We start from the raw sequence: 20511 nt of genomic DNA on the forward strand, positions 1-20511 counted from the left end.
CAGGGATCACCCATGCCCCTCCTCGTCGGCACCTCGGGATGGCAGTACAAGGACTGGCGCGGCGGCCTCTACCCCGCCGACGTTCCGCAACGGCTGTGGCTGGAGGAGTACGCGGGGCACTTCGCCACCGTCGAGAACAACAACGCCTTCTACCGGCTCCCCACGCCCGAGACCTTCGCGGACTGGCGCGCCCGCGTCCCCGACGGGTTCGTCATGGCCGTCAAGGCCAGCCGCTACCTCACCCACATCAAGCGGCTGCGCGAACCGGAGGAGCCCGTCGACCGGCTGATGCGGCACGCCGCCGGGCTGGGGGACCGGCTGGGGCCCGTGCTGCTCCAGCTCCCGCCCACCCTCCGCTGCGACGCCGCCGCCCTGGACACCGTGCTCGGCTGCTTCCCGGCGGGCGTCCGCGTGGCCGTCGAGCCCCGGCACGACAGCTGGTGGACGGACGACGTCCGCGCCGTCCTCACCGGCCACGGCGCGGCGCTGTGCTGGGCGGACCACGGCTCCCGGCCGGTGACCCCGCTGTGGCGCACGGCGGACTGGGGGTACGTCCGCTTCCACTGCGGCGCGGCCGAGCCGTGGCCCCGCTACGGCCGGCAGGCGCTGGCGAGCTGGGCCGGGCGGATCGCCGACACCTGGCCCGACCGGGCGGACGTCTACTCGTACTTCAACAACGACCCCGGCGGCGCCGCCGTCCACGACGCGGCCGCCTTCGCCCGGGCCGCCGCCCGGCTGGGCCGCACGGTCAGCCGCACCCCGGCCGACTCCCGGTGAGGGCTTCGTAGGAACCGCAGGGCTTTGTAGGAACCGCACAGGCCCGCCCCCGCAGCGCTGACAAGGCCCCGGGGCCGGGAACGCACCGTGATCGGTGAGGATGAGCGGGTGCCCGAAACCCTGAACCCCGCGGACCCCGGCTTCGCACACGACCCGTACCCGTACTACGCGCGGCTGCGCGCCCGGGGCCCCGTGGCGCGGGTGGCCCTCGCCAACGGCACGCACGCCTGGCTCGTCACCGGCTACGACCGGGCGCGGGAGGTCCTCGCCGACCCCCGCTTCTCCAATGTGCCGCCACCCCGCGCCGGGCGCCCCAAGCCGGACTCCCCGGCCCGGCGGGCCCAGGCCTGCCTCGCCCGCCACATGCTCAACTCCGACGCCCCCGACCACCTCCGGCTGCGCCGGCTGACCACGGCCGCCTTCACCCCGCGCCGCGTGGACGCCCTGCGCCCGAGGATCGAGCGGCTGACCGACGGCCTGGTCGCGGAGGTGTCCAGCCTGCTGGCCCGCGAGGGGACCGTCGACCTGGTGGACGCCTTCGCCTTCCCGCTGCCCGTGCTCGTGATCGGCGAGGTGCTGGGCGTGCCCGAGGCCGACCGGGCTTCCTTGCGGGAGTGGACCTACCGCGTCGGCTCGCCCACCGACGCCCTGGAACGGGGGGCGACCGACGAGGCGTGGGCCGCGCTCCACGCGTACTTCACCACGCTGATCGCGCACAAGCGCCGCTCCCCGGGCGACGACCTCTTCAGCGCGCTGGTGCACGACGCGAGCGAGGGCGGTCTCGACGACGGCGAACTGCTGGCCATGGCGTTCCTGCTGCTCTTCGCGGGCTATGAGACGACCATGAACCTGCTGGCCTCCGCGTCGCTGCTGCTGCTCACCCACCCGCGCGAGCTCGCCGCCGCCCGGGAGGGCGGCGAGGCGCGGTGGGCCGCCGTGGTCGAGGAGACCCTGCGGCACGCCAGCCCCCTGGAGGGCACGACCTGGCGGCGTACGACGGAGCGCGTCGACCTCGGCGGGGGAGCGGTGATACCGGCGGAGGAGTCCGTGCTCGTCGTGCTCGCGGCGGCGGGCCGCGACCCGGAGCGCTTCCCCGACCCGGACGCCTTCCGCCCCGCCCGCTACCTCGCGGGCACGGCGACGGGCGACGGCACGGCGACGGACGACGGCGCGCGACGGGACGAGGGCGGGGAACGGGACGCGGGCGTGGGGCGGCCCGCCCCGCACCTCGCCTTCGGTCACGGGCCGCACTTCTGCCTCGGCTCCCGCCTGGCCCGGATGGAGGCGACGATCGCCCTGCCGCGGCTCTTCGACGCGCTCCCCGGACTGGCCCTGGCCACCGAGCCGGAACGGCTGCCGTACCGCCCGGGGCTCCTGGTGCGCGGCCCGCGCGAACTCCCCGTCACCCACGCCGCACGGCATTGAGGTCCCCTGCCCCGCCGGGCCAACGCCCAATCCCCGGGCGGGTGTTGTTCATCAGGACGGGTGGACGGGGCCCGGACGCCTTGCCGGTCACCCTCCGTGTTCGAGAGGCTGCGGTCAGTAAGTATGGCCGTCGTGCCGCGGGCTCCCACAGGCGCCGGACCGACGCGCTCCGGTGATGCGCGCCCGTATCGAGCCCGTCGGCAGGTGACCCATGCGAGCGGTCCGGTCCGCCCTGGCAGCCCTGGTGGCGGCCGTCCTCCTCACGGTGTCCGCCATGGCCCCGGCCGTGGCCGCGCCCGCCGCCGTCCGGGCCGTGCGCGGCGGCCCGGAGGTCACCGCGATCGAGGTCGCGCCCGGGGTGCGGCTCCGGGCGGAGGTCCACGCGCCCGCGGGCCCCGGGCCGCACCCGCTGGTTGTGATGCCGGCCCCCTTCCCGTACCCCGCAGCCCACCAGGACCCGGCGGCCCGGCGGCTGGCCGCCGCCGGGTACGTCGTCGTCGGCTACCGGCCGCGCGGCCTGCCCGGCTCGGGCGGCGCGTTCGGCATGGCCGGGCCGCGGGACGTCGCCGACGCCTCCGCCGTGATCTCCTGGGCGCTCGCCCGCACCCCCGCCGACGCCCGGCGGGTGGGCCTGTACGGCACGGCGTACGGCGCCGGCATCGGGCTGCTCGCCGCCTCCGAGGACCGGCGGGTACGGGCGGTGGCCGCCCTCGGCGGCTGGGTGGACCTCCTCGACGGGCTCTACGGCGGCGGCACCAGGCGGCGGGCCCACCCCCTGTTCCGGGCCGCCGCCCGCCCCGGGGCGGTCCGGCCGGACCCGGAGGTCCGCCGCGCCCTGCGGGAGTACGCGGAGCACCCCGACCCCACGCCCGCCTTCCGCTCCTTCGCCCGCGCCCGTTCCCCGATCACCCACCTGGACCGGCTCAACGCCCACGCCCCCGCCGTCCTGCTGGCCCACACCTGGTCCGCGACCGTCGAGTCACCCAACCGGAACGGGCGGTACTTCAGCCGCCTCCGCACGGCCAAGCGCCTGGAGTACCGGCGGGACGACCACGCCACGGAAGCGCCGCCGGCGAGCGCGGAGCGCTGGTTCGACCGCCACCTGCGCGGCCGGCCCGGCGGCCCCGGCACCGAGCCGCCCGTCTTCCTGGAGGCCCGGGGCCGGCCCCCCGGCCACCCCGGGGAGCACTACGACGACCTGTGGGCGACCGCCTCCGCCAACCACGTCCCCCCGCTGGAGCCGAGGACGGGCCCAGACCCCGTCATCCACACCGGCCCGGACCGCGGCCCGCACGCCGACGCCCCGTCACCCGGCCACGGCACCGCCGCCCTCTGGTGGACGTCCCCCGACCCCCGCCCCCGGCGGCTGCGGGGCATCCCCGCCCTGCGCACCCGGGTGACCCCCTCGGCGGCGGAGGGGACCCTCGTCGCGCGCCTCTACGACCTGGCCCCCACCGGCACCGCCACGCTCGTCACCCACGCCCCGTACTCCTTCGCCCACCGCGCCCCCGGAACCCCCTTCGAGGCGTCCTTCGACCTCTTCGCCACCGTCTACGACCTCCCCGCCGGCCACCGGCTCGCCCTCGTCGTCACCGGCACCGACCCGCTGTACGTGGCGCGCAACCCGCCCGGGGCCACCCTCGCCCTCCACTCCGCCGCGACCGGACTCGCCCTGCCCGTCCGCTGAACGGGTGACGCGAATCGCGCGCGGGCGGGGGCTGCCGGAAGGTTGAGGGTGTGAAGGCTGCCTCCCCGACCCCCGACGACCACGTCATCGTGCTCTTCGGCGCCACCGGCGACCTCGCCCGGCGCAAGCTGCTCCCCGGCCTCTTCCGGCTCGCCCTGGCCGGCCTGATGCCCCGCGCCTACCGGGTCGTGGGCACCGCGCCCGCCTCGGAGGCGCTCACCGACGAGGAGTTCCGGGAGCGCGCTCGGGGCGCCGTCGCCGAATTCTGCTCCGCCAAGCCCGTCGGCGAGGAGTGGGAGGCCTTCGAACGCGCCCTGAGCTTCGGGGCCGCCGACCCCAAGGACACCCGGCCGCTGCTCGACGCCGTCCGCGCGGCCGAACGCGACCTCGGCGGCAGCCCCCGCCGCCTCCACCACCTGGCCGTGCCGCCCGCCGCCTTCGCCTCCGTCGTCGAGGAACTCGGCCGCACCGGACTCGCCAACGGCGCCCGCGTCATCGTCGAGAAGCCCTTCGGCACCGACCTCGCCTCCGCGCGCGCCCTCAACGACACCCTCCACACCGTCTTCGACGAGGAACGGGTCTTCCGCATCGACCACTTCCTCGGCAAGGAGTCCGTCGACAACATCCTCGCCCTCCGCTTCGCCAACGGCCTCTTCGAACCCGTCTGGAACCGCGACCACATCAACCATGTCCAGATCGACGTCCCCGAGGCGATCGGCATCGAGGGCCGCGCCTCGTTCTTCGAACAGACCGGCACCTTCCGCGACATGGTCGTCACCCACCTCTTCCAGGTGCTCGGCTTCGTCGCCATGGAACCGCCCGCCGACCTCGGCGCGAAGGCCCTGCGGGACGAGAAGAACAAGGTCTTCCAGGCGATGCGGCCGCTCGACCCCCGCCGGGCCGTGCGCGGCCAGTACGACGGCTACCGCGCCGAGCCCGGCGTCGACCCGCGCTCCGGCACCGAGACCTTCATCGCCCTGCGCGCCGAGATCGACAACTGGCGCTGGTCCGGCGTCCCCTTCTACCTCCGCTCCGGCAAATCGCTCGCCCACCGGCGACAGGTCGTCACCCTCCACTTCAAGGAGCCCCCGCTGCGGATGTTCCCCGGCGCGCAGCCCCCGGCCGACTCCTGCGCCAACGCCATCGTCGTCGACTTCGACGACCCCGGCTGGATCGCCGCCCGCTTCCTCGTCAAAGAACCCGGCCCGAGCATGCGGCTCGGCCCCGCCAGGATGACGTTCCGGTACGCCGACTCCGTCCGGCGGCGGCACGGCCTGGAGGGCTACGAACGGCTCATCCTCGACGCCATGCTGGGCGACCAGGCCCTCTTCACCCGCTCCGACGGCATCGAACGGCTCTGGGAGGTCTCCGCCCCCCTGCTGGAGTCGCCCGGCGACGTGCTGCCCTACCCGCCCGGCTCCTGGGGGCCCGACGCCGTCCGCGACCTGATCGCCCCGCACCGCTGGTACCTCCCGGATGACATCGGTGACAGCGGGGAAGGCGCCACACCATGACCCGTCTCGGCCTGCCCGACACCGTCCACGCCTGCCTGTTCGACATGGACGGCGTCCTCACCCGCACCGCCACCGTCCACGCCGCCGCCTGGAAGGAGACCTTCGACGCCTTCCTGAGCCGCCGCGACGGAGCGGACTTCCGCCCCTTCGACGCCACCGACTACGACCGCTACGTCGACGGCATGCCCCGTGCCGACGGCGTCCGCACCTTCCTCGCCTCGCGCGGCATCCACCTCCCCGAGGGCAGCGAGGACGACCCGCCCGACCGCGACACCGTGCACGGGCTCGGCAACCGCAAGAACGCCCTCGTCCTGACGAAGATCCAGGAACTGGGCGTCGAGGCCTTCCCCGGCTCCGTCCGCTACGCCCGGGCCGCCCGCGACGCCGGACTGCGCCGCGCCGTCGTCTCCTCCAGCGCCAACTGCCAGGCCGTACTGGCGGCGGCGGGCATCGAGGACCTCTTCGAGGTGCGGATCGACGGGATCGTCGCCGCCGAACGGCACCTGCCGGGCAAGCCCCACCCCGACACCTTCCTCGCCGCCGCCCACGACCTCGGCACACCACCCGGGGCCGCCGCCGTCTTCGAGGACGCCCTGGCGGGCATGGAGGCCGGCCGCGCCGGCGCCTTCGGCTTCGTCGTCGGCGTGAACCGGGCCGACCAGGCCGAGGAACTGCGCCGGCACGGCGCCGACGTCGTCGTCGACGACCTCGCGGAACTGCTGGAGGAGGCCCCGTGATCACCCATCCGTCCTATATGGTCGAACCCTGGTGCCTGCGCGAGACCGAGCTCAGCATGGACGTGCTCTCCCAGAGCGAATCGGTCTTCGCCCTCTCCAACGGCCACGTCGGCTGGCGGGGCAACCTCGACGAGGGCGAGCCCCACGGCCTGCCCGGCTCCTACCTCAACGGCGTCTTCGAGTTCCGGCCGCTGCCGTACGCCGAGGCGGGCTACGGCTACCCGGAGTCCGGCCAGACCATCATCAACGTCACCAACGGCAAGCTCATCCGCCTCCTCGTCGACGACGAGCCCTTCGACCTGCGCTACGGGAAGTGCCACAAGCACGAGCGGCTGCTCGACTTCCGGACCGGGCTGCTCCACCGCACCGCCGAGTGGACCTCGCCCAGCGGCCGCAGCGTCCGCGTCCGCTCCACCCGGCTGGTGTCCTTCAGCCAGCGCGCGGTGGCGGCCATCGCCTACGAGGTCGAGCCGCTCGACGACGAGATGCGGATCGTCGTCCAGTCGGAGCTCGTCGCCAACGAACAACTGCCCCGCGCCGAGGGCGATCCGCGCGCCGCCGCCGTCCTGGAGACCCCGCTGGTCTCCGAGGAGCACGCCGCCCACGGCAACCGCATTCGGCTGCTGCACCGCACCGCCCGCAGCGACCTGCGGGTCGGCGTGGCCGCCGCGCACTTCGTGGACGGCCCCAAGGCCGAGACCGCGTCGGAGAGCGTCGACGACCTCGGCCGCTTCACCGTCACCTCACGGCTGCGACCGGGCGAGAAGCTGCGCGTGGAGAAGATCGTCGCCCACGGCTGGTCGGCGGTGCGCTCGGCGCCCGCCGTACGCGACCAGGTCGACGCCGCCCTCGCCGCCGCCACCAGCGCCCGCTTCGCGGGCCTGGCCGCCGAACAGCGCGCCTACCTGGAGGAGTTCTGGGCGGGCTCCGACGTCGAGGTGGACGGTGACGCCGAGATCCAGCAGGCCGTCCGCTTCGCCCTCTTCCACGTCCTCCAGGCCGGTGCCCGCGGCGAGGCCCGCGCCCTGCCCGCCAAGGGCCTGACCGGCCCCGGCTACGACGGCCACTGCTTCTGGGACACCGAGACCTTCGTCCTGCCCGCGCTCACCTACACCGCGCCCCAGGCCGTGGAACAGGCCCTGCGCTGGCGGTACAACACCATGCCCGAGGCCCAGGAACGGGCCCGGCAGCTCGGCCTGGCGGGCTCCGCGTTCCCCTGGCGGACCATCAACGGCAGCGAGTGCTCCGGCTACTGGCCGGCCGGCACCGCCGCGTTCCACATCAACGCCGACATCGCCGACGCCGTCGTCCGCTACATCCGCGCCACCTGCGACGACGCCTTCGAACGCGAGGTGGGGCTGCCCCTGCTGGTGGAGACCGCCCGGCTGTGGCGCTCCCTGGGCCACCACGACCACCACGGCGACTTCCACATCGACGGGGTCACCGGCCCGGACGAGTACAGCGCCATCGCGGACGACAACGTCTACACGAACCTGATGGCCCAGCACAATCTCCGCGAGGCCGCGGCCGCCGCCGAACGCCACCCCGACCTCGCCTCGAACCTGGGCGTGGACGACGAGGAGACCGCCGCCTGGCGGGACGCGGCCACCCGGATGACCCTCCCGTACAACGACGAGCTGCTGGTGCACGAGCAGTCCGAGGGCTTCACCCGCCACCAGCTCTGGGACTTCGCCCGCACCCACCCCGACCAGTACCCGCTGCTGCTGAACTTCCCCTACTTCGACCTCTACCGCAAACAGGTCGTCAAACAGGCCGACCTCGTCCTCGCCATGTGCCTGCGCGGGGACGCCTTCACCCCGGAGGAGAAGGCCCGCAACTTCGCCTACTACGAGCAGCTGACCGTGCGCGACTCCTCCCTGTCCGCCTGCGGACAGGCCGTGATGGCCGCCGAGGTCGGCCACATGCGGCTCGCCTACGACTACGTGGGCGAGGCCGCGATGATGGACCTCTCCGACCTGGAGGGCAACACCCGCGACGGCATCCACATCGCCTCCCTCGCCGGCACCTGGTTCGCCCTCGTCATCGGCTTCGGCGGGATGCGCGAGGACGACGGGCTCATCGCCTTCAACCCCCGGCTGCCCGAACAACTCGGCCGCCTCGCCTTCACCGTCCAGTTCCGCCAGCGCCGGGTGCGCGTGGAGATCACCGGGACCACCGCCACCTACACCCTCCTGGACGGCGACAGCCTCGACATCCGCCACTGCGGCGAGCGCATGACCCTCCTCTGCGCCGCCCCGGAGTCCCGCCAGATCCCGCCCATCCCCACCGGCCCCGCCCCCGAGCAGCCGGCCGGCCGCGCCCCCGCCCGCCGCGGCCGCGCGACCGGCCACGAGGTGGACGGGGCGCGCTAGCCGCGACGGGCGGCCGGCGGGCGCGTCCGCTACCCGGTTCTCATCGCAGTGCACCGGGCTTTAGCCTGGTGGTGAAGCGATTCCGAGAAGTGCTCTGACTCGCGCTGTGCGCACGGGTCCGCGTTGTCGACTTCAGCTCGGACGGGCCGGTTCTGCTGCTCGATGTACTGCTTCACGATCGACAGTGGAGCCCCGCCGACCGACCCGGTGAAGTACGAGCCGGACCACAGCCGCTGTGCCCGCCAGTAGTGTCGGACCAGTTCCGGATACTCCTGGCGGAGCCTGCGAGAACTGACGCCCTTGAGGCTGTTGACCAGCTTGGACAGGGCAACTTTCGGAGGGAAGTTCACGAGCAGGTGGACGTGGTTGTTCTCGCCGTTGAACTCGACCGGCTCGCATTCGAAGTCGGCGCAGACGGCCCGCATGATCTCTTCCATGCGCGTCAGGTGGGCGTCCTTGAAGACCTTGTGCCGGTACTTCGTCACGAAAACCAAGTGTGCGTGGAGGATGAAGACACAGTGCCGGCCAGTGCGGATGTCCTGATACTCAGACATAAACCAACTGCAGTAGGGTGATCGGTATGCAGTTGAGGTACAGCTTCCGCCTGTATCCGAACGGTCCTCAGCGCTCAGCGCTGGCCAGGGCGTTCGGGTGTGCGCGGGTGGTCTACAACGATGCGCTTCGCGCCCGTGAGACCGCCCACGCCGCAGGCGAGGCGCTCCCGAAGACCGGGGACCTGTCCAAACTGCTGATCACCAAGGCCAAGCTCACCGAAGAGCGCGTGTGGCTCGGCGAGGTGTCCGCCGTCGTCCTCCAGCAGTCCCTCCGGGACCTGGACACCGCATACCGGAACTTCTTCGACGGCCTCAAGGGCAAGCGCCCGCGCATGGGAGCGCCCCGGTTCAAATCCCGCAAGGACAACCGGCAGGCCGTACGGTTCACCGCGAACGCCCGATGGAAGATCACGACCGGCGGGGACCTGTCCCTGCCGAAGATCGGCGACGTGCGGGTCAAGTGGTCCCGTAACCTCCCCTCCGTGCCGTCCACGGTAACCGTGATCAAAGATGCCGCCGGGAGATACTTCGCGTCCTTCGTTGTGGATACCGCCCCCGAGACGCTGCCCGACGTGGCATCCGCCGTCGCCATCGACCTGGGCCTCGGGCACTTCGCGGTCCTCTCCGACGGTACGAAGATCGACGCCCCGCGCTTCCTGCGCCGGGCCGAGAAGAAACTCAAGAGGGAACAGCGCCGCCTGTCCCGCAAGGCCAAGGGATCGAAGAACAGGGACAAGGCCCGCACCAAGGTCGCCCGCGCTCACGCGCGGGTGGCCGACGCACGGCGCGAGTTCCACCACCAGCTCTCAACGAGGATCATTCGCGACAACCAAGCGATTGCCGTTGAGGACCTGGCGGTGAAGGGGCTCGCCCGTACGCGCTTGGCCAAGTCCGTCCACGACGCGGGATGGTCCGCGTTCTTGACGATGCTGGAGTACAAGGCCGCGAAGTTCGGCCGCGGCTTCCTCCCCATCGGACGGTTCGAGCCGACCTCCCAGGCCTGCTCGCAGTGCGGCGTCAAGGACGGCCCCAAGCCCCTGCACATTCGCGTGTGGGAATGCGGGGCTTGCGGGGCCGTCCTCGACCGGGACATCAACGCGGCTGTCAACGTAGCCAAGGCCGCCGGACTGGCGGTGTCAGCCTGTGGAGCGCAGGTAAGACCGGTACTCGTACCGGCCCAGCGCGGTGAAGCAGGAACCCACCGAGACGGTTAGTCGACCGTGGTAGGAATCCCCGGGCTCCTAGTCCGGGGAGCGGAAGTCAATCGACCCGCTGCCCGCCCGTCGCGCTGCGCCAGCCGTAGCCCGTGCTGCGGAGGCGGCGCTGGACGCGGTGGAGCGTCGGGTGGCGGTCGCGTTGTTCGCGGGCGGCGCGGTCCAGCTCCTCGGCCAGGCGCTCGGTCCGTTTCTCCACGTCGAGCTCGTCCAGGATCCGGTCCATCTCCGCCAGCAGCGCCCCGTGGAGCTGCCACTGGCGCGGGTGCCGCCGGACGCCCTGGAGGAGCAGCTCGGCCGCCCGGTCGCGGCTCTCGCGGCCGGCGGCCAGTTCGGCGACGAGCCGGGACTCGGCCTCCTCGGCGTTGGCGCTCACCTGGGTGGTGATCAGGACGGCGAAGCTCTCCACCGCGCGGGCGAGGTGGAGGAACACCTCCCGCAGGGCCTCCGCCACATCGGGGGCGAACAGGGTCTCCCCGGTGCGCTCCTTGGCGAGGTCGGTGAGCGTGCGGCAGATGACGCGCAGGACGACTGCGGTGATCTCCAGGGCGTCGAGGCCGGTGCGCAGTACGACCCGGTGGAGGAGCCCCTCCCTGACCCGGGGGTTGAGGCGCAGGCTGTCCTCGGCCTGCCGCAGCGAGGCGTCGACCTGCACGATCTCCTGGTCCAGGCGGCGCGCCTCGTGGAGCCGGGCCGCCGCCTCCGCGACCGGGGTGTGGCCGACGAGCTCCTCGCCGACGCGCTGGAGCAGCCGTCCCATCCGGCGCGAGAGGTGCTCGATGGCCTCGCTGGCGGGTTGCACCCACACCGGGGGGACGAACAGGACGTCGAACAGCAGGCCGACGACGGCGCCGATGAGGGTCTCCAGGACCCGGTCCCACGCGGTGTAGCCCACCCGGGTCACGCCCAGGACCAGCATGGCGCTGATCGCCACCTCGGGCACGAATTCACCCGCGCGGACGAACCGCCCGATGATCAGCGAGGCCAGGATGATCAGCCCCAGGCTCCACCAGGTCAGGCCCACGACGACGCTGAAGCCGATGGCGATCAGCACGCCCGCCACCACGGAGTTCACCCTGCGGATGCCGGTGGTGAGGGTGGAGTACAGGGTGACCTGCACCACGAGGATCGCGGTGAGCGGGGCGGTGAGCGGCGCCTGCTCGCTGCTCAGCTGGAGGGCCACCACATAGGAGATCACCGCCGCCAGCGTGGAGCGGACCGCCTGTACGACGGCGGGCTCCCGGTGGCGCCGCACCAGGGTCGTCAGGGGGTCGGGCAAGTCGGGCAGCACGTTGTGCCTCTTCCCTCGTCCGGGTCCGCGGCTGGTTCAATCACCCGCATGGCTGATCACATAGTGGTGCGGGTGTTCACGGGACCGGATGGCGGAGGCGGCAATCCGCTCGGGATCGTCGAGGACGGACGCGCGGTCCCCGGGGAGTCCCGGCAGGCGCTCGCGGCGGAACTGGGCTTCAGTGAGACGGTGTTCGTCGACGACCCCGGCACCGGCCTCGTCGACATCCGGACGCCCGGTTCCGTGCTGCCGTTCGCGGGGCATCCGCTGGTCGGCGTCGCGTGGTGGCTGCGGCGGCGGGGGCGGGGAGTGGACGTGCTGCGCCCGCCGGCGGGGGAGGTGCCCACGTGGCAGGAGGAGGAGACGACCTGGATCCGGGCGCGGGCCGGGTGGGCGGCAGGGCGGCGCACCCAGCGGTTCGCCTCGGTCGCCGAGGTGGACGCGCTGCCCGCGCCGCCGCCGGGGGAGGGCTGGTTGTACGCCTGGGCCTGGGAGGACGAGGCCGCGGGGCGCGTCCGGGCCCGGGGCTTTCCCCGGCGCGGCGACGGGATCGTCGAGGACGAGGCCACCGGCGCCGCCGCCCTGACCCTCGCCGCCGAGCTCGGACGGGACCTCGTCGTCCGGCAGGGCGTGGGATCGGTGATCCTGACGCGTTGTCACGGGGACGGCACGGTGGACCTCGGCGGCCGCGTGACCGTCGGCTGACGGCCGGCGGCGTCGGGGCCTGCGGGGTCACGGCCGGCAGTGCCGGGACGTGGGCGCGCGGTTGGCGGTGATGGCGCGGTCGAGGTTGGTCGCGGCGCTGATGAGCGCGAGGTGGGTGAAGGCCTGGGGGAAGTTGCCCAGGGCCTCGCCCGCCGCGCCGATCTCCTCCGCGTACAGGCCCAGGTGGTTGGCGTGGGTGGTCATCTTCTCGAAGATGTACCGCGCTTCGCCGACCCGCCCGGCCCGGGCCAGCGCCTCGACGTACCAGAAGGAGCAGAGGTTGAACGTGCCCTCCCGGTCGAGGAACCCGTCGGTGCCGTCGGTCCGGTAGCGGTGGACGAGGCTGTCGCTGACCAGCTCGTCCTCCAGCCGCCGGACCGTGGAGAGGAACCGGGGGTCGGACGGGCCGGCGAACTTCACCAGCGGCATGACCAGCAGGGACGCGTCCAGCGTGCGGCCCTCGGCGTACTGGACGTACGCGCCGAGCTCCGGCGACCAGCACTCCTCCTGGACGTAGCGGTACGCCGCGGCGGCGGCGTCGCGCCAGCGCTCCACCGGGGCGGGCATGCCGCGGTGACGGGCGATGCGCATGGCCCGCTCGAAGGCGACCCAGGTCATCAGCGCGGAGTAGGTGAAGCGCCGGCGGCCGCCGCGCGTCTCCCAGATCCCGTCGTCCGGTTCCTCCCAGTGCTTCTCCAGCCATTCGAGCTGGCGGCTCAGCGCCTCCCACAGCTCGTAGGAGATGGGCTCGCCGTGCTTGTTGTAGAGGTAGACGGAGTCCATCAACTCGCCGTGGATGTCGAGTTGGAGCTGGTTCGCGGCGGCGTTGCCGATGCGCACCGGGCGGGAGCCGCGGTAACCGGCGAGGTGGTCGAGCACGGTCTCCGGCAGCTCGGAGCGGCCGTCGATGCCGTAGAGCACCTGGAGGCCGGTGCCCGGTGGCGCCTCCACACAGCGGTGGTGGAGCCAGTCGATGAACGCCGCGGCCTCCTCCGTGAACCCCAGCCGCATCAGCGCGTACAGCGTGAACGCGGCGTCCCGGACCCAGGTGTAGCGGTAGTCCCAGTTGCGGCCCCCGCCCAGCGACTCGGGCAGTGAGGTGGTGGGCGCGGCGACGAGGGCGCCGGTGGGCTGGTGGACGAGGAGCTTCAGGACGAGCGCGGAGCGCTCGACCGCCTCCCGGTAGCGGCCCTGGTAGGTGGAGCGGCGCAGCCAGCCGTCCCAGTAGCGCAGGGTGTCGTCCAGCAGCCGGGACGCCTCCCCGCGGCCGAACGGGCGGACCTCGCCGCCCCACTGGGCCGCGAGCTCCAGCGTCCGGCCCGGTTCCAGCACGACGGTCGCCACGGCGGCGTCCCTCTCGGCGCGCAGCGGCACGGTCGAGCGCAGCACCAGCGTGCCGGCGGGGCTGGTGAAGACGGCGCCGACGCCCTCGACCACCTCGACCGTGTGCGTGGCGCGGGCGTAGTCGAACGCCGGCCGGCACTCCACCTCGACCGTGGCGCTCCCGCGCACCATCCGCACCTGGCGGACGATCTGCCGGACGTCGCTCGCCGGGCAGGACGGATGGTCCGGCACCATGAAGTCGTACAGCTCCGCGACCGCGGCCTCGGCGAGGAAACGGGTCAGCAGCACATTGGAGTCCGGCAGGTACATCTGTTTGGTGCGCTCCACGTCGCGCACCCGGACCGAGAACGAGCCCCCGCGCCCGGTGTCGAGGAGGGCGCCGAAGACCGAGGGCGCGTCGAAGCGGGGCAGACAGCACCAGTCGATGGTGCCGTCGACGCCCACCAGCGCGACGGTGTGGAGATCGCCGATGACGCCGTGGTCCTCGATGGGCGGCGCGACGGCCTGCCGCGGCCCGATGTCGTGTTTCATGACCGACCCTCCTCGGCGGAGGCGCGACACCACCCGTTATACCTCCGGGGGCGCGGGCACGACAGCGCGCGGAACGGCCGGGGCGTCGGCCGGGGCGTCGGCCGGGGGTTACGCGTCGGGGTGCGAGCCCAGCTGGAGCCGTACCTCCAGCTCGTGCTCGCCCGGCACCGTGCCGTGGTCCTCCACCCCGAAGACGACGCCGAGCTCCTCCTTGACCTGGCGCACCGGGTCGGCGGCGCCGAAGAGGTCGACGGTGACGGGCGACGCCAGCCGGGCCGGCGCGACGGCGCGCGGGGTGGCACGGGTCCGCGCGTCGACGATCATGCACCACACCGTGGCGCCCCCCTTGGCCTCCTCGGCGGGTCCCCGGCCCGTCGTCCCCGGCTCGCCGACCTCGGGGAACGCGGCCTCCAGCGCGCCGAACACGGTACTCGCGTCCTCCTTGGCGCAACCGGTGAGGTGAACGCTGACATGGTCCGCAGTCTCGAGGCCGCTCATCACCCGGTGCTCCTCCGCCGTCCGCTCAGACTTCGTCGGGTTCGACGGTAGGAGAAGCCGGGCCGGCCCGCCACTCAGAGCTCAAAGGATTCCTTTGATCCAATAACGGAATTCATTATTCGACTTATGGGTCGAATCTCGGTAGCGTCGCAGACGTTGGTTTTCCCGACCCGTCAGAGGCGGTGTTTCCGTTGGTGGGCGAGCGCCGAGTGGCGACCCCTTGGAAGTTCATGGCCGCGACCGCGATCCTGTGGGGCTCGGCCTTCCCGGCGATCCGTGTCGCGCTCGACGGCTACACGCCGACCGCCATGGCCGTCCTGCGGCTGGCCGTCGCCGTCGTCCTCCTGCTGCCGTTCCTGTTCACGGGCCGCGTCAGCAGGCTGCGCCGCGGCGACATCCCGCGCATGGCGGGCTTCGGGCTCACCGGCATGACCGCCTATCAGCTGCTGCTCTACGCCGGCGAACGGCACGTCGAGGGCGGCACGGCCGCCATGCTCGTCGCCACCTCCCCGGTGTTCGCCACCGTCCTGGGCATGCTCGTGCTGCGCGAACGGCCCGGCGCCTGGGGCGTCGGCGGACTGCTCGTGGCCCTGACCGGCGCCCTGGTGGTCGCCATGTCCGGCGGCGGCGGAGGCGGTTCGCACTCCGGCATGATCATGGTCGTCCTCGCGGCGGCCGCCCAGGCGACGTCCTTCATCCTCCAGAAGCCCCTGCTGTGCCGCTACTCCGGCATGGACTGCATCTTCTACGGCAGCCTCTTCGGCCTGGTGCCCCTGCTGCTCTTCGCCCCGCGGGCGGTGGGCCAGGCGGCGGCGGCCGGCTGGCACCAGAGCGCCGCGGTGGTGTGGCTGGGCCTCGGCTGCACGGCGCTGGCCTTCTGCACCTGGTCGCGCGTGCTGGAGGCGGCCACGGCCTCGACGAGCTCCCTCGTGCTCTACGCGGTGCCGGTCGCGGCGCTGGCCCTGGACGCGGCCCTCATGGGCGTCCTGCCGACCCCCGTGGCGGCCCTGGGCGGCCTGATCGTCCTCGCCGGCGTCGGCATCGCAGCCGTCCGCCGCCCGTCGGGGCGCAGCCGCGTGGTGGCCGGCTCGGCCCCACGCGAGCAATCCGGCGCGGCGGTCCCGGCCGACGCGCCGAAGACCCCCGCCACCCGCTGAACCGGCGTCGCCGGACACCGCACTCGGTGTCCGGCGACGCCTCGTTCACCCTCTCTCCGGGCCCCCGAAGACCGCGTGGTGGGCGGCCGCAGACCCGTGTGGACTGTGATTGTCGGACCCCGGTGCGACACTCTCCGTCATGAGATGGGCGGTGGCCGAGACGGACGACGGGAGCGCGCGCCTGTGCCCGGTGGACGGGGAGGGGCGGGCCGCCGGGCCCGTCGAGACGGAGAAGAGCCTGGCCGAGGCGGTCCGGTCGCGGCCCGGCGTGGACCGCTGGGTGTGGCGGTCCACGGCCGAGGCCTACGGGCGGCTGCTCGCGGCCGGCGTCCGGGTCGAGCGCTGCTATGACGTCGAGGCCGCCGAGGCGCTGCTGATCGGGCACGAGGAGGGCCAGTCCGGCCAGCCCCGCTCACTGCCCGCCGCCTGGGCGCGGCTGCGCGGGCTGCCCGTGCCCGCCGACCCGCCCGCGCGGGCGGCGGAGACCCAGCCGTCCCTGTTCGCCCCCGGCCCGGTGCCCCTGCCGCCGGGCACGGACGAGCTGACGGCCCTGCTGGAGGTGTACGCGGAGCAGCTGGCCCGGACGGAGCGCACCGCCCACCCCGGCCGGACGCGCCTGCTGACCGCCGCCGAGTCCGCCGGCACCCTGGTGGCCGCCGAGATGGGCCGCGCCGGGGTGCCCTGGCGGGCCGACGTCCACCACGAGCTGCTGCTGGCGCTGCTGGGCGAGCGCTATCCGGGCGGTCAGGAGACCCGGCGGCTCGCCGAGCTGGCCGACGAGGTGTCCCGCGCCTTCGGGGACGGCGTGCGCGTACGGCCCGACCTGCCGGCCGACATCGTGCGGGCCTTCGCCCGCGAGGGCATCGCCCTGTCCTCCACCCGGGCCTGGGAGCTCCAGGAGATCGACCACCCGGCGGTCCCCGCCCTGCTGGAGTACAAGAAGCTCTACCGGCTGCACACGGCCCACGGCTGGTCCTGGCTCCAGTCCTGGGTCCGCGACGGCCGCTTCCGGCCCGAGTACCTGCCCGCCGGCACGGTCACGGGCCGGTGGACCACCAACGGCGGCGGGGCGCTGCAGATCCCCAAGGTGGTGCGGCGGGCGGTCGTCGCCGACCCGGGCTGGTGCCTGGTCGTCGCCGACGCCGACCAGATCGAGCCCCGGGTGCTGGCCGCCGTCTCCCGCGACCCCGGGCTGATGGACGTCGCGGGCAGCGGCCGCGACCTCTACGCCGACCTGGCCGAGCGCGCCTTCTCGGGCGACCGGGAGCGGGCCAAGCTCGCCATGCTGGGCGCCATCTACGGGCAGACCTCCGGCGACGGCCTCAAGCACATGGCCGACCTCCGCCGCCGCTTCCCGGCGGCCGTCGCCTTCGTGGACGACGCGGCCCGCGCGGGCGAGGAGGGCCGCCTGGTGCGCACCTGGCTCGGCCGCACCTGCCCGCCCTCCGCCACGGCCGGGGCGTACGACGAGGCGGGCATCCCGCAGGACGAGGAGCCCGCCGCCCCCGGCGGCACGGCGGGCGCCCGCGCCCGGGGCCGGTTCACCCGCAACTTCGTCGTCCAGGGCAGCGCGGCCGACTGGGCGGTGATGGTCCTCGCCCTGGTCCGCCGGTCCCTCGCGGACATGGCGGCGGAGCTGGTCTTCTTCCAGCACGACGAGGTGATCGTGCACTGCCCCGAGGAGGAGGCCCCCGCCGTCGCGGCGGCCATCCGCGAGGCGGGCGACCGCGCCGGGCGCATCGCCTTCGGCGACACGCCCGTGCGGTTCCCGCTCACCACGGCGGTGGTGCGGTGCTACGCGGATGCCAAGGAGTAGGCGGGCGGCCGGCAACGACATCGGCCGGACGGGCCGTCGGCTTCAACCAGTCCCCGCGCGGGCGCGGGTGCCCAGGGCCGAGGCCAGTTCCCGTGCGCCGACGGTACGGGGATGCCGGTTGATCAGGTCGTCGGCGACGCGCCGGATGGCGGGCCGGTCCCGTACCTCCGCCGGGGAGACACGCAGGGCGTGGAGGAGAGCGTCGGCGGTCTGCTGAGGTTTGTCCCACTGCCACCAGGCGCGGGCGAGGTCGGTGTGCATGCGGGCGCGCCGTTCGGCTGTGGAGAACTGCGCGGGGTGCAGGCTCCGGCCGGCGTGGAGGGCGGTGCCGGCGTCACCGACGGCCCAGTGCACGCCGACCTCGTAGAGAGTGACCGCGGCCGGGCTGATCGAGAACACGGCGCCCGCCGCCGGCTGGTCGGGGAGGCGCGCGGCCGCACGGCCGGCTTCCCGCACGAGTGTCAGGGCCCGGTCGCGATCACCGGCGCGGGCGGCGGTGTACGCGGTGGTGCAGAGCATCTGGGCGTATGCCATCGCCTGTGCTTGTGTGGCCAGCCCCGTGCGCTCGACGGCGGTCAGGGCGCGGTCGACCAGACGCTGGGCCGCCTTCGGCTGATCCTGATGCCGGAGCACGATGCTCAGCTCGCGGGACGCCTCGGCTGTGGCGAGGGCGCTGCCGGACAGGTCCGCGTAGGTCAGTGCCCGGTCCGCGGTCAGCCGGGACCGCTCGTAGCGACCGATCTTCGTCAGGACCCGGGAGGCCAGGGAGTAACACGACGACACGGTCGCGTACGCCGTCCGCGACCCGGTGCGGGTGGCGGCGTGGGCTTCGGCCAGCAGCGTCGGCAGCGCTTCGAGGAGCCGGGCGTGCCGGCCGGCGTCGAAGAGGGCTTGGGCCTGTGCCAGGCGGGGAGGGCCCGGCGCGGCCCCGCCTGGTGAGGTGGGGATGGCTGCCAGGGCGTCGTCGATACCGGCCGGCAGTTGGATGGTGCCCGCCACTCCGGCAGTGGTGAGCAGTGTGCGGCGGCGCAACGGGTCCTCCTCACGACGCGGACCAGACGGCGCCACTGTAGTGGCTGCCGCCTCGGTGAGGCCGATGGCGGTGGCCAGAACATCTGTCGGTAACCCCACCTCGCGCGCGGCGTGTCGGAGCAGGCCGAGGTCGCCCGTCCCGTGGCGTTCGAGCCGGGAGACGGTGGAGGCCGAACACCCCAGTCTCCGGCCGAGGTCGGCCTGGCGCCAACCGCGGCGGGTCCGGCCGAGCCGGATGAGGGCGCCGACCTGACGTCCTTCGGCCAGGGCGGAGGCCTCGGCCGTCCTCCACAGCGGATCGGTGCTCATCACACCCCCAATGGGCGCGGGACCGGCGCGCCCACGGTACGCGTCGCCGCGGGGCGCGTCGAGGGCGTGTGCAGCATCTGCACACCGTGTGCGACCTGCGGCAATGGATCACCGAGAGCGGCGTGGGCGCGGTGCACTGAGGGAGCGCCCCGGCCGTGGGGTGAAGGCATCGGACCAAGGAGGACAGCATGGCAACGGCAGTCGAGGGCAGGCCGAAGGTCCGCGACCCCCGGGAGTACGTGAAGCCGGAGGTGTGGGAGCGGGAGATCCTGCTGCTGATGCGCGACTACCCCTTTGACGAGGTGTACGCGAACCGCCTGTTCCACGCGGCTGTGTCGTACCTGATCACCGCGATGGACAAGTGGGGTCAGCAGCTGGAGATGTGCTGCGGCCGCACCGTGGACATCGCCGTTCACACCTTCATCCTGGACACCAGGAACTACCGGGAGTTCTGCGCCGAGCACTTCGAGGGCCGATTCCTGGAGCACATCCCGAGATCGAGTTCAAGTACGACGGCTCGGTGGAACGCACCGCGAAGATCATCCACGACAACGGGTTCGAGGTGGACTGGAAGCTCTGGGAAGCCGACTACGCCAAGTGCGGCCCATGTGCCCCGGGCACCAGTTGTCATTGAGCGAACCGGAAACGGTCAGGCCCGGGGGCGCCACGAGCGCACCCGGGCCGCTTCATGGGCCAAGCGGGCGGAGTCCGGCGAACACGCCTCGGCGGCAGGGCGGTGCCGGTACGGTGGCGAACTCACGCGGCCCGCCGTTCCTCGCGAGGAGGCCCATGTCCCGCCCGCCCCTCACCCCCGCCGAGTACTGGGACCTCTACAAGCCCCACCGGGGTGAGGGCGCGCAGCCGGCCCCCGAGCCGGGCCGGTTCGAGTGGACGCAGTTCCCCGGCCACGGTCCCGGCCCCGAACTCCTCGGCGCGCCGCGCACGGTTCTCGAACTGGGTCCCGGCGAAGGCACCGACGCCGTCCACCTGGCCCGCCGGGGCGCCCAGGTCACGGGCGTCGACTTCTCCGCGTTCCAGACCGAGCGCGCCCGCCGCTGGTGGGCGGACGAACCAGGCGTCACCTTCAATCACGCCGACGTGTGCGACTTCCTCGTCACCGAGGCCACGGAGTACGACGCGATCTATTCCATGTGGGGCGCGGTCTGGTTCACCGACCCCGAACAGCTCCTCCCGCTGGTCGCCAAGCGGCTGGCGCCGGAAGGCGTCTTCGTCTTCAGCCACGCCGAGCCCGGCCCGGACGCCTACGGCCCTCAGCGGATGCACGGGAAGTGGCTCGAAGGCCGGCAACGGGAACTCACGGTCCTGCGCTGGCAGTACCCGCCCGAGATGTGGGCCGACCTGCTCAAGCGCAGCGGCTTCACGGACGTCGACGCGCGCGTCGTGCCCCCGCCGGGCGACGAGGCCCTGGGAACCCTCCTCGTACGCGCCGTCGTCGCCTGAACTCGGCAGGACGCCAACCACACCACAGCGACCGTGAGTCCCGGGGCGCCGGATCGGCTGCTCACCCACGTGTCGGGCGACCGCACG

At 73.4% G+C, this 20511-nt stretch carries 16 protein-coding genes and 1 pseudogene; 12 read left to right on the plus strand and 5 right to left on the minus strand.

Annotated elements, in window-relative coordinates; genetic code table 11:
- Nucleotides 1-12 precede the first annotated feature (12 nt).
- The 6 genes from EKH77_RS29755 to EKH77_RS29780 all read left to right on the plus strand — a co-directional run bounded on the left by EKH77_RS29755 (nucleotide 13) and on the right by EKH77_RS29780 (nucleotide 8512).
- Nucleotides 13-777 (plus strand): DUF72 domain-containing protein, encoded by a 765-nt coding sequence (locus tag EKH77_RS29755; protein ID WP_126917331.1) that lies wholly within the window; start codon nucleotides 13-15, stop codon nucleotides 775-777.
- Nucleotides 778-885: 108 nt separating this feature from the next.
- Nucleotides 886-2202 (plus strand): cytochrome P450 family protein, encoded by a 1317-nt coding sequence (locus EKH77_RS29760; RefSeq protein WP_126917332.1) that lies wholly within the window; start codon nucleotides 886-888, stop codon nucleotides 2200-2202.
- 211 nt (nucleotides 2203-2413) lie between these two features.
- Nucleotides 2414-3889 (plus strand): CocE/NonD family hydrolase, encoded by a 1476-nt coding sequence (locus EKH77_RS29765; RefSeq protein ID WP_126917333.1) that lies wholly within the window; start codon nucleotides 2414-2416, stop codon nucleotides 3887-3889.
- Between the two features lie 50 nt (nucleotides 3890-3939).
- Nucleotides 3940-5403 carry a glucose-6-phosphate dehydrogenase gene (gene zwf / locus EKH77_RS29770; protein ID WP_240667602.1) on the plus strand — a complete coding sequence of 488 codons (1464 nt, stop codon included), beginning with the start codon at nucleotides 3940-3942 and terminating at the stop codon, nucleotides 5401-5403.
- A complete protein-coding gene (locus tag EKH77_RS29775) occupies nucleotides 5400-6140 on the plus strand; it encodes an HAD family hydrolase (RefSeq protein ID WP_126917334.1) in 741 nt (246 codons plus the stop codon). Before zwf ends, EKH77_RS29775 begins: the two co-directional genes overlap by 4 nt.
- On the plus strand, nucleotides 6137-8512 hold the full coding sequence (locus EKH77_RS29780; protein WP_126917335.1) for a glycoside hydrolase family 65 protein: 2376 nt from the start codon (nucleotides 6137-6139) through the stop codon (nucleotides 8510-8512). The genes EKH77_RS29775 and EKH77_RS29780 overlap by 4 nt, the downstream gene beginning before the upstream one ends.
- 143 nt (nucleotides 8513-8655) lie before the next feature.
- On the opposite strand, the pseudogene tnpA reads toward EKH77_RS29780, so the two are convergent.
- Nucleotides 8656-9066, minus strand: a pseudogene (gene tnpA, locus EKH77_RS29785) (IS200/IS605 family transposase); the annotation flags it as partial.
- Between the two features lie 26 nt (nucleotides 9067-9092).
- Between tnpA and EKH77_RS29790 the strand changes: the two are divergent.
- A complete protein-coding gene (locus EKH77_RS29790; protein WP_126917336.1) occupies nucleotides 9093-10280 on the plus strand; it encodes an RNA-guided endonuclease InsQ/TnpB family protein in 1188 nt (395 codons plus the stop codon).
- Between the two features lie 46 nt (nucleotides 10281-10326).
- On the opposite strand, the gene EKH77_RS29795 is transcribed toward EKH77_RS29790, so the two are convergent.
- Nucleotides 10327-11568 (minus strand): FUSC family protein, encoded by a 1242-nt coding sequence (locus tag EKH77_RS29795; protein ID WP_126918380.1) that lies wholly within the window; start codon nucleotides 11566-11568, stop codon nucleotides 10327-10329.
- 51 nt (nucleotides 11569-11619) lie between these two features.
- Between EKH77_RS29795 and EKH77_RS29800 the strand changes: the two genes are divergently transcribed.
- Nucleotides 11620-12276 (plus strand): PhzF family phenazine biosynthesis protein, encoded by a 657-nt coding sequence (locus tag EKH77_RS29800; RefSeq protein WP_126917337.1) that lies wholly within the window; start codon nucleotides 11620-11622, stop codon nucleotides 12274-12276.
- A gap of 27 nt (nucleotides 12277-12303) precedes the next feature.
- Here EKH77_RS29800 and EKH77_RS29805 read toward each other — a convergent pair whose 3' ends face one another.
- Together EKH77_RS29805 and EKH77_RS29810 are read right to left on the minus strand one after the other, a co-directional pair.
- Nucleotides 12304-14151: a glycoside hydrolase family 15 protein gene (locus EKH77_RS29805; RefSeq protein ID WP_126917338.1), complete on the minus strand. Its 1848-nt coding sequence runs from the start codon at nucleotides 14149-14151 to the stop codon at nucleotides 12304-12306.
- 108 nt (nucleotides 14152-14259) lie between these two features.
- Complete coding sequence (locus EKH77_RS29810; RefSeq protein ID WP_126917339.1) at nucleotides 14260-14649, minus strand: hypothetical protein; 390 nt, start codon at nucleotides 14647-14649, stop codon at nucleotides 14260-14262.
- A gap of 230 nt (nucleotides 14650-14879) precedes the next feature.
- Here EKH77_RS29810 and EKH77_RS29815 point away from each other — a divergent pair, with 230 nt between their 5' ends.
- The gene (locus EKH77_RS29815) at nucleotides 14880-15806 is read left to right on the plus strand and encodes a DMT family transporter (protein ID WP_126917340.1); all 927 of its coding nucleotides are present in this window, start codon (nucleotides 14880-14882) and stop codon (nucleotides 15804-15806) included.
- A gap of 139 nt (nucleotides 15807-15945) precedes the next feature.
- Nucleotides 15946-17622: a bifunctional 3'-5' exonuclease/DNA polymerase gene (locus EKH77_RS29820; protein WP_126917341.1), complete on the plus strand. Its 1677-nt coding sequence runs from the start codon at nucleotides 15946-15948 to the stop codon at nucleotides 17620-17622.
- Nucleotides 17623-17664: 42 nt separating this feature from the next.
- On the opposite strand, the gene EKH77_RS29825 is transcribed toward EKH77_RS29820, so the two are convergent.
- Nucleotides 17665-18963, minus strand: a complete 1299-nt coding sequence (locus EKH77_RS29825; RefSeq protein WP_126917342.1) for a helix-turn-helix transcriptional regulator — start codon at nucleotides 18961-18963, stop codon at nucleotides 17665-17667.
- Between the two features lie 188 nt (nucleotides 18964-19151).
- On the opposite strand from EKH77_RS29825, the gene EKH77_RS29830 reads away from it, so the two are divergent.
- Both EKH77_RS29830 and EKH77_RS29835 read left to right on the plus strand, forming a co-directional pair.
- A complete protein-coding gene (locus EKH77_RS29830; RefSeq protein ID WP_240667603.1) occupies nucleotides 19152-19814 on the plus strand; it encodes a hypothetical protein in 663 nt (220 codons plus the stop codon).
- Nucleotides 19753-20424: a class I SAM-dependent methyltransferase gene (locus tag EKH77_RS29835; protein ID WP_126917343.1), complete on the plus strand. Its 672-nt coding sequence runs from the start codon at nucleotides 19753-19755 to the stop codon at nucleotides 20422-20424. Before EKH77_RS29830 ends, EKH77_RS29835 begins: the two co-directional genes overlap by 62 nt.
- Nucleotides 20425-20511: the final 87 nt, after the last annotated feature.

It is taken from the genome of Streptomyces luteoverticillatus, assembly GCF_003970715.1.
Classification (GTDB): domain Bacteria; phylum Actinomycetota; class Actinomycetes; order Streptomycetales; family Streptomycetaceae; genus Streptomyces; species Streptomyces abikoensis.

Coding starts and splice junctions, on each gene's coding strand:
- EKH77_RS29820 (WP_126917341.1), top strand. CDS start 15,946: ATGAGATGGGCGGTGGCCGAGACGGACGACGGGAGCGCGCGCCTGTGC.
- EKH77_RS29825 (WP_126917342.1), bottom strand. CDS start 18,963: ATGAGCACCGATCCGCTGTGGAGGACGGCCGAGGCCTCCGCCCTGGCC.
- EKH77_RS29835 (WP_126917343.1), top strand. CDS start 19,753: ATGTCCCGCCCGCCCCTCACCCCCGCCGAGTACTGGGACCTCTACAAG.
- EKH77_RS29790 (WP_126917336.1), top strand. CDS start 9,093: ATGCAGTTGAGGTACAGCTTCCGCCTGTATCCGAACGGTCCTCAGCGC.
- EKH77_RS29755 (WP_126917331.1), top strand. CDS start 13: ATGCCCCTCCTCGTCGGCACCTCGGGATGGCAGTACAAGGACTGGCGC.
- EKH77_RS29815 (WP_126917340.1), top strand. CDS start 14,880: ATGGCCGCGACCGCGATCCTGTGGGGCTCGGCCTTCCCGGCGATCCGT.
- EKH77_RS29765 (WP_126917333.1), top strand. CDS start 2,414: ATGCGAGCGGTCCGGTCCGCCCTGGCAGCCCTGGTGGCGGCCGTCCTC.
- EKH77_RS29810 (WP_126917339.1), bottom strand. CDS start 14,649: ATGAGCGGCCTCGAGACTGCGGACCATGTCAGCGTTCACCTCACCGGT.
- EKH77_RS29775 (WP_126917334.1), top strand. CDS start 5,400: ATGACCCGTCTCGGCCTGCCCGACACCGTCCACGCCTGCCTGTTCGAC.
- EKH77_RS29800 (WP_126917337.1), top strand. CDS start 11,620: ATGGCTGATCACATAGTGGTGCGGGTGTTCACGGGACCGGATGGCGGA.
- EKH77_RS29830 (WP_240667603.1), top strand. CDS start 19,152: ATGGCAACGGCAGTCGAGGGCAGGCCGAAGGTCCGCGACCCCCGGGAG.
- EKH77_RS29805 (WP_126917338.1), bottom strand. CDS start 14,151: ATGAAACACGACATCGGGCCGCGGCAGGCCGTCGCGCCGCCCATCGAG.